This is a genomic window from uncultured Sphingomonas sp. (assembly GCF_964243315.1).
Taxonomy (GTDB): domain Bacteria; phylum Pseudomonadota; class Alphaproteobacteria; order Sphingomonadales; family Sphingomonadaceae; genus Sphingomonas.
In genome coordinates this window covers 1-5,263 of the sequence record NZ_CAXTEM010000104.1, presented here as the reverse complement: position 1 = coordinate 5,263, position 5,263 = coordinate 1, and the positions used below count along the sequence as shown (strand labels likewise).

The window sequence follows — 5,263 nt, the reverse complement described above, 5'->3', positions numbered from 1 at the left end:
GCACCGGCGCGCAGGCGCTGGTCCAGGGGTATATCCGCGCCAATGGCGACGGCACGCTGACGGTCGGCTGCTATCTTTACGACGTGTTCTCGAAGATCGAGCTCACCCGGCAGGGGTTCGTCGTGCCGCCCTCGGACTGGCGCCGCGCCGGGCACAAGTGCGCCGACATGGTCTATGCGCGGCTCACCGGCGAGGGACCCTATTTCGACAGCCGCGTGGTGTACGTCGCGGAGACCGGCCCCAAGGGCAAACGCATCAAGCGGCTCGCGATCATGGATCAGGACGGCGCCAACCACCGCTTCCTCACCAATGGTCAGTCGATCGTGCTGACGCCGCGGTTCGCGCCCAACCAGCAGTCGATCGTCTATATGAGCTATCTCGGCGATCGTCCCGCGATCTACGTCTATGACATCGGCTCGGGACGCCAGCGGTTGGTGGTGCGCAACGTCAGCCTGACCTTCGCGCCGCGCTTCTCGCCCGACGGACGGTTCATCCTGTTCTCCATGGCGCAAGGCGGCAACACCGATGTCTACCGCGTGTCGAGCGCCGGCGGCACGCCGCAGCGGCTGACCACGTCGCCGGGCATCGACACCGGCGGCAGCTATTCGCCCGACGGGTCGAAGATCGTGTTCGAGAGCGATCGGTCGGGCGGGCAGCAGATCTACGTGATGAACGCCGACGGATCGAACCAGCAGCGTATCAGCTTCGGCGGCGGGCGCTATGCCACCCCGGTGTGGAGCCCGCGCGGCGACCTGATCGCCTTCACCAAGATCTCGGGCGCCTTCCGAATCGGCACGATGTCGGCGTCGGGGGGGAACGAGAAGCTGTTGACCAACGCCGGGCAGGATGAAGGGCCGAGCTGGTCGCCCAATGGCCGCGTCATCACCTTCTTCCGGTCGGGCCGGGGCGGAGCGGGCAAGGCCGATCTGTGGGCGGTGGACCTGACCGGATCGGTCGAGCGCCGCATCCCGACCCCGCTCGACGGATCGGACCCGGCCTGGGGTCCGCTTCGGCCATAGCAGCGTTGATTTGATGGGAGACATGACATGAACAAGCTCACGACGATCCTGATTGCCGGCACCGCGCTCGTCGCGGTCACCGGGTGCGCCAAGAAGCGGCCCGAAGTGCTGCCGCCGGCACCGTCCGAGAATGCGAACACGCAGACCGGCGCCACGACCGGCGATACCGGCGGCGCGATCGTGCCCGGATCGGATGCGGATTTCCGCAGGTCGGTGACGTCGAACACGGTCAATTTCGGCGTCGACATCTTCGACATCGATCCGACCGCGCGCGCGATCCTCGACAGCCAGGCCGCATGGCTCGCCAAATATCCGCAGGTCCGGGCGACGATCGAAGGGCATTGCGACGAAAGCGGGACGCGCGAATACAACCTCGCGCTCGGCGATCGCCGCGCCAATTCGGCGAAGAACTATCTCGTCGCACGCGGTGTCGATCCGTCGCGGCTGACCACGATCAGCTATGGCAAGGAACGCCCGCTCGCGAACGGATCGGACGAGGACAGCTACGCACAGAACCGCCGCGCGGTAACCGTCGTCCTCAGCTGATGAGCATCGGGATAGTCGCGGCCCGCGCGACTATCCCAGCGCGGCGTCGAGCAGCTTGGCGAGCCGTAGCCCGCCGCGTTCGACCTCGAGCCGCGCGATCGGCACCAGTCGCGCGATCGTTGCGTCGTCTATCGTCGTGGTCTTGACCGGTGCGGCGCAGGCGTCGCCACCGGCAGCGCTTGCATAGACGTAGCGGCGCGACACCTCCCACGCCTCGCGGCTCCAGTCGGTGACGGTGCCGGCGGCGATGCGCCGTCGTTCCGCTGCGGGGAAGCGCCGCACCAGCGACGGGCCGCTGGAGATTGCGCGTTCGGCCAGCGGCCCGTCCCAGACCGAGTGGAGGTTGAAGCGCTTGGGCCCGTATATGCCGTAGCGTGCGGACACCTCGTTGCCACCCTTGTCTGCGCGGTCGCCGGCGTGGAGCGGCTGGTGGAGATCGCCGACGAAGTGGATCAGGAAGACTAGTGCCTCGACCCGCTGCTTCGGGGTGGAGCGGCGGTCCTTGAGAACCGCGACGTCGCGGTCGATTTGCGCGCTGACGCAATCGCCATCCTTGCAGGCGGGCATCAGGCTGAACGGCGCGCAGACGTCGACGTTCTGGAAGTGCCAATTATAGGCATAGTCGAACCGGCGTTTGCCGTTCGCACCCTTCAGCGGCTTGACGCAATCCGCCCAGACGCTCGCATCCTCGATCGTCGCGGCGGGGCAGGTCGGCGTGTCGAGCAGCGCCGATTGCGCCAGCAGCACGCGGATCGCGCTACGGGTGCGGGGCGAGACGTTCGCCTGCGCGATCTGCGCGATCGTCTGATGGCCATATTCCCAATAGGCATGGGCGGGGGCGGCGGACGCGAGCATTGCCGCACCCACGATAACTGTACGAATACTGATCATCAGCGCGCTTTAGGCGGCGCTGTCGGTCTTTCCAACCACGTGCCTCACGGCTCGTCGCCATAGATCGCGACGATGCGTTCGCCCGACGCCGATGCGCGCCCGCGGAACATGCCCGGGGTCGAGAAGCGCCACACCGCCTCGCCGCCCGGCGCGACGACGATCGCGCCGCCGGTGCCGCCGAGCGCGACCATCTCCGCGATCGCGGCATCGACCGCCTCGTCGAGTGCGGCGCCGGTGTAGCGCAAACGGGCGGCGATCTCGTGCGCGAAGCCGGTGCGGATGAAATACTCGCCGGCGCCGGTGCATGACACCGCGCAGGCGCGATCGTCCGCCCACGTGCCCGCGCCGACGATCGGCGAATCACCGATCCGTCCCCAGCGTTTGCCGGTGACCCCGCCGGTCGAGGTTGCGGCGGCAACATGGCCGCTGGCGTCGACGGCCACCGCACCGACCGTCCCGTATTTCATGTCGGTATCGAACGCAGCGCCGCCGCGCGCCTTCAATGCGGCGAGCTGGTCGCGACGTTCGGGGATGACGTGCCAGTCGTCCGTCACCTGCTCGACATCGTTCGCCGCGCCGAAGTCGTCCGCACCAACGCCGGCCAGAAAGACGTGCGCGCTCCGCTCCATCACCGCGCGGGCGAGAGCGACCGGGTTGCGGGTGCGGGTCGTACCCGCGACCGCGCCAGCCGCGCGCGTGCGCCCGTCGACGATCGCGGCGTCGAGTTCGGCGATACCGTCATAGGTCAGCGCCGCGCCGCGCCCGGCATTGAAGTGGGAATCGTCCTCCAGCACGCGGATCGCTGCCTCGACCGCATCCACCGCGCTGCCAGCACCGGCGAGCACCCCGGCGCCCGCGTCGAGCGCGCGGTTCAACGCCGCGCGAACACCAACATCGGTCGCGGGCGAGATCGTCTTGCGGTCGAAGATCCCGCAGCCGCCATGGATCAGCAGCGTCCACGCCATCACAGCACCGCCGGGCGTGTGCGCGGCGGGAAGGCCGCCGCCCGGCCACTGCGCAATCCGATCAACGGCCGCAGCGGCGGGATCGCGCGCCCGACCACGTAGAACAGCCAGCATCCGCCGATCGTCGCGGCGACCAGGACCCCAAACTCGGCCCAGCCGGGCAGGCCAGCGGGCAGGATAGCCCACATCGCGACGACGATGATCGTCTGGTGGATCAGGTAGAAGGGGAATACCGCCTCGGTCAGCATCGGCCGGATCGGCAGGTCGCGGTTCAGATAGCGTTCGGCAATGCCGATCAGGGCGACGATCGCGGCCCATTGCTGAACCGCGTGCGCAGCGCCGTAGAAGGGATAGATCCAGCGCGGGGCAGGGGTATCGCCGGGCCACGTCCGCTCGACCCCGATGATGAAGGCGTACCCGATGATCGCCAGGATCGCACCTAACCGCCACCAGCGCCCGATCGCGGCCATCGCGCGTTCGGACCGGGCAAGCGCGAAACCGAACAGAAAGGCGGGCAGGAAGGTCGCGTGTGCGATCCAGTCGCCGAACAGTGCATGGCTCTCCGCCGCCATCGGGAAGATCCAGGCATGGACCGCGACCAGCCACAGCAGCGGCACGGCCAGCACGCCGATCCCACCGAACACCCGGTCGAACACTCGCTGCGGCAGCGCGGACCGGACCGCCAGCACCGCGACGCCGAGCACGATCGTGTACACCCACAGATAGACCACGAACCACAGATGGTTCCAGGTCGGCAGCGACAACCCCGCGAGCGGCGCGAACCTAAAGTAATCATGCAGCCAGAAGGTTGCGTAGCTGCCCGCGTACGCATTCTTGGTGACCAGCTCGACCCATGGCTGCGGCGGCACGATAACCGCCATCCCGAACAGAAGGGGCACCAGCAGCCGGAATGTGCGGTTGCCGAGGAAGCCGCCGACGCCGCTCGACCGACGCAGAAGTGCGCGACTCGCATAGCCCGACACGACGAACAACAGCGTCAGCCGCCACGCGTTGGTCGCCAGCATCGGCAGCGTCGCCCAGGTCGCGACATGGGTCGACTTCACGTGGAAGTTCCACGGCACGAACACCATGCTGATATGGTAGAAGATCAGCAGCGCGAATGCCCCGATCCTCAGCCAGTCCATGCCGTAATGCCGCGTCATTCCCGCGCCCTAGAGGCAGAAGCGCCGCGGCGCCAGCGGTGTGCGTCAGGCGCTGGCGCACCCGCGGGCAGGGGAGTATAGGCGCGGCCATGTCCATTCGTCCGTGGCGCGACATCACGCGTCGTCACAGCCGCCAGATCATGGTCGGCAACGTTCCCGTCGGCGGCGACGCGCCGGTCACCGTGCAGACGATGACCAACACGCTCACCTCCGATCCCGGCGCGACGATCGATCAGATCCGTCGCTGCGAGGACGCGGGCGTCGACATCATCCGGGTATCCTGTCCCGATACCGATTCGACCGCCGCGCTCGGCCAGATCGTCCGCGCCGCACGGGTGCCGATCGTCGCCGACATCCACTTCCACTACAAGCGTGCGCTCGAAGCAGCCGACGCTGGTGCGGCGTGCCTGCGGATCAATCCCGGCAACATCGGCTCGCCCGAGCGGGTTCGCGAAGTCGTCAACGCCGCGAAGGCGAATGGCTGCGCGATCCGCATCGGCGTCAACGGCGGCAGCCTCGAACGGCATCTGCTGGAAAAATATGGCGAGCCGTGCCCGGAAGCGCTGGTCGAATCCGCGCTCGATCACATCAAGCTGCTGCAGGACCACGACTTCCACGAATTCAAGGTCGCGGTGAAGGCGTCGGACCTGTTCCTCGCGGTCGCCGCCTATCAGCAGCT

Annotated in this window: 6 protein-coding genes; 3 read left to right on the top strand and 3 right to left on the bottom strand. The window is 67.8% G+C overall.

Annotation, left to right across the window (positions count from 1 at the left end; all coding sequences use genetic code 11):
* Both tolB and pal read left to right on the top strand, forming a co-directional pair.
* The coding region (gene tolB, locus ACFE77_RS16075) for a Tol-Pal system beta propeller repeat protein TolB (protein ID WP_375422655.1) at nt 1–1,019 on the top strand (1,019 nt) is incomplete at its 5' end.
* A gap of 27 nt (nt 1,020–1,046) precedes the next feature.
* The gene (gene pal / locus ACFE77_RS16070) at nt 1,047–1,565 is read left to right on the top strand and encodes a peptidoglycan-associated lipoprotein Pal (protein WP_375422654.1); all 519 of its coding nucleotides are present in this window, start codon (nt 1,047–1,049) and stop codon (nt 1,563–1,565) included.
* 30 nt (nt 1,566–1,595) lie between these two features.
* Here the strand turns inward: pal and ACFE77_RS16065 are convergent, their stop codons facing one another.
* The 3 genes from ACFE77_RS16065 to ACFE77_RS16055 are packed head-to-tail and all read right to left on the bottom strand — an operon-like array spanning nt 1,596 to nt 4,584.
* A complete protein-coding gene (locus ACFE77_RS16065; protein ID WP_375422653.1) occupies nt 1,596–2,456 on the bottom strand; it encodes a S1/P1 nuclease in 861 nt (286 codons plus the stop codon).
* A gap of 44 nt (nt 2,457–2,500) precedes the next feature.
* The gene (locus ACFE77_RS16060) at nt 2,501–3,421 is read right to left on the bottom strand and encodes an isoaspartyl peptidase/L-asparaginase family protein (protein WP_375422652.1); all 921 of its coding nucleotides are present in this window, start codon (nt 3,419–3,421) and stop codon (nt 2,501–2,503) included.
* On the bottom strand, nt 3,421–4,584 hold the full coding sequence (locus ACFE77_RS16055) for an acyltransferase family protein (RefSeq protein WP_375422651.1): 1,164 nt from the start codon (nt 4,582–4,584) through the stop codon (nt 3,421–3,423). Before ACFE77_RS16055 ends, ACFE77_RS16060 begins: the two co-directional genes overlap by 1 nt.
* 89 nt (nt 4,585–4,673) lie before the next feature.
* Here ACFE77_RS16055 and ACFE77_RS16050 point away from each other — a divergent pair.
* Nucleotides 4,674–5,263, top strand: a 590-nt coding sequence (locus tag ACFE77_RS16050; protein WP_375422650.1) for a flavodoxin-dependent (E)-4-hydroxy-3-methylbut-2-enyl-diphosphate synthase, incomplete at its 3' end; no start/stop codon positions are given.

Excerpts from the sequence above, each read along its gene's own strand:
- pal (WP_375422654.1), top strand. The coding sequence starts at position 1,047 with ATGAACAAGCTCACGACGATCCTGATTGCCGGCACCGCGCTCGTCGCG.
- ACFE77_RS16065 (WP_375422653.1), bottom strand. The coding sequence starts at position 2,456 with ATGATCAGTATTCGTACAGTTATCGTGGGTGCGGCAATGCTCGCGTCC.
- ACFE77_RS16060 (WP_375422652.1), bottom strand. The coding sequence starts at position 3,421 with ATGGCGTGGACGCTGCTGATCCATGGCGGCTGCGGGATCTTCGACCGC.
- ACFE77_RS16055 (WP_375422651.1), bottom strand. The coding sequence starts at position 4,584 with ATGACGCGGCATTACGGCATGGACTGGCTGAGGATCGGGGCATTCGCG.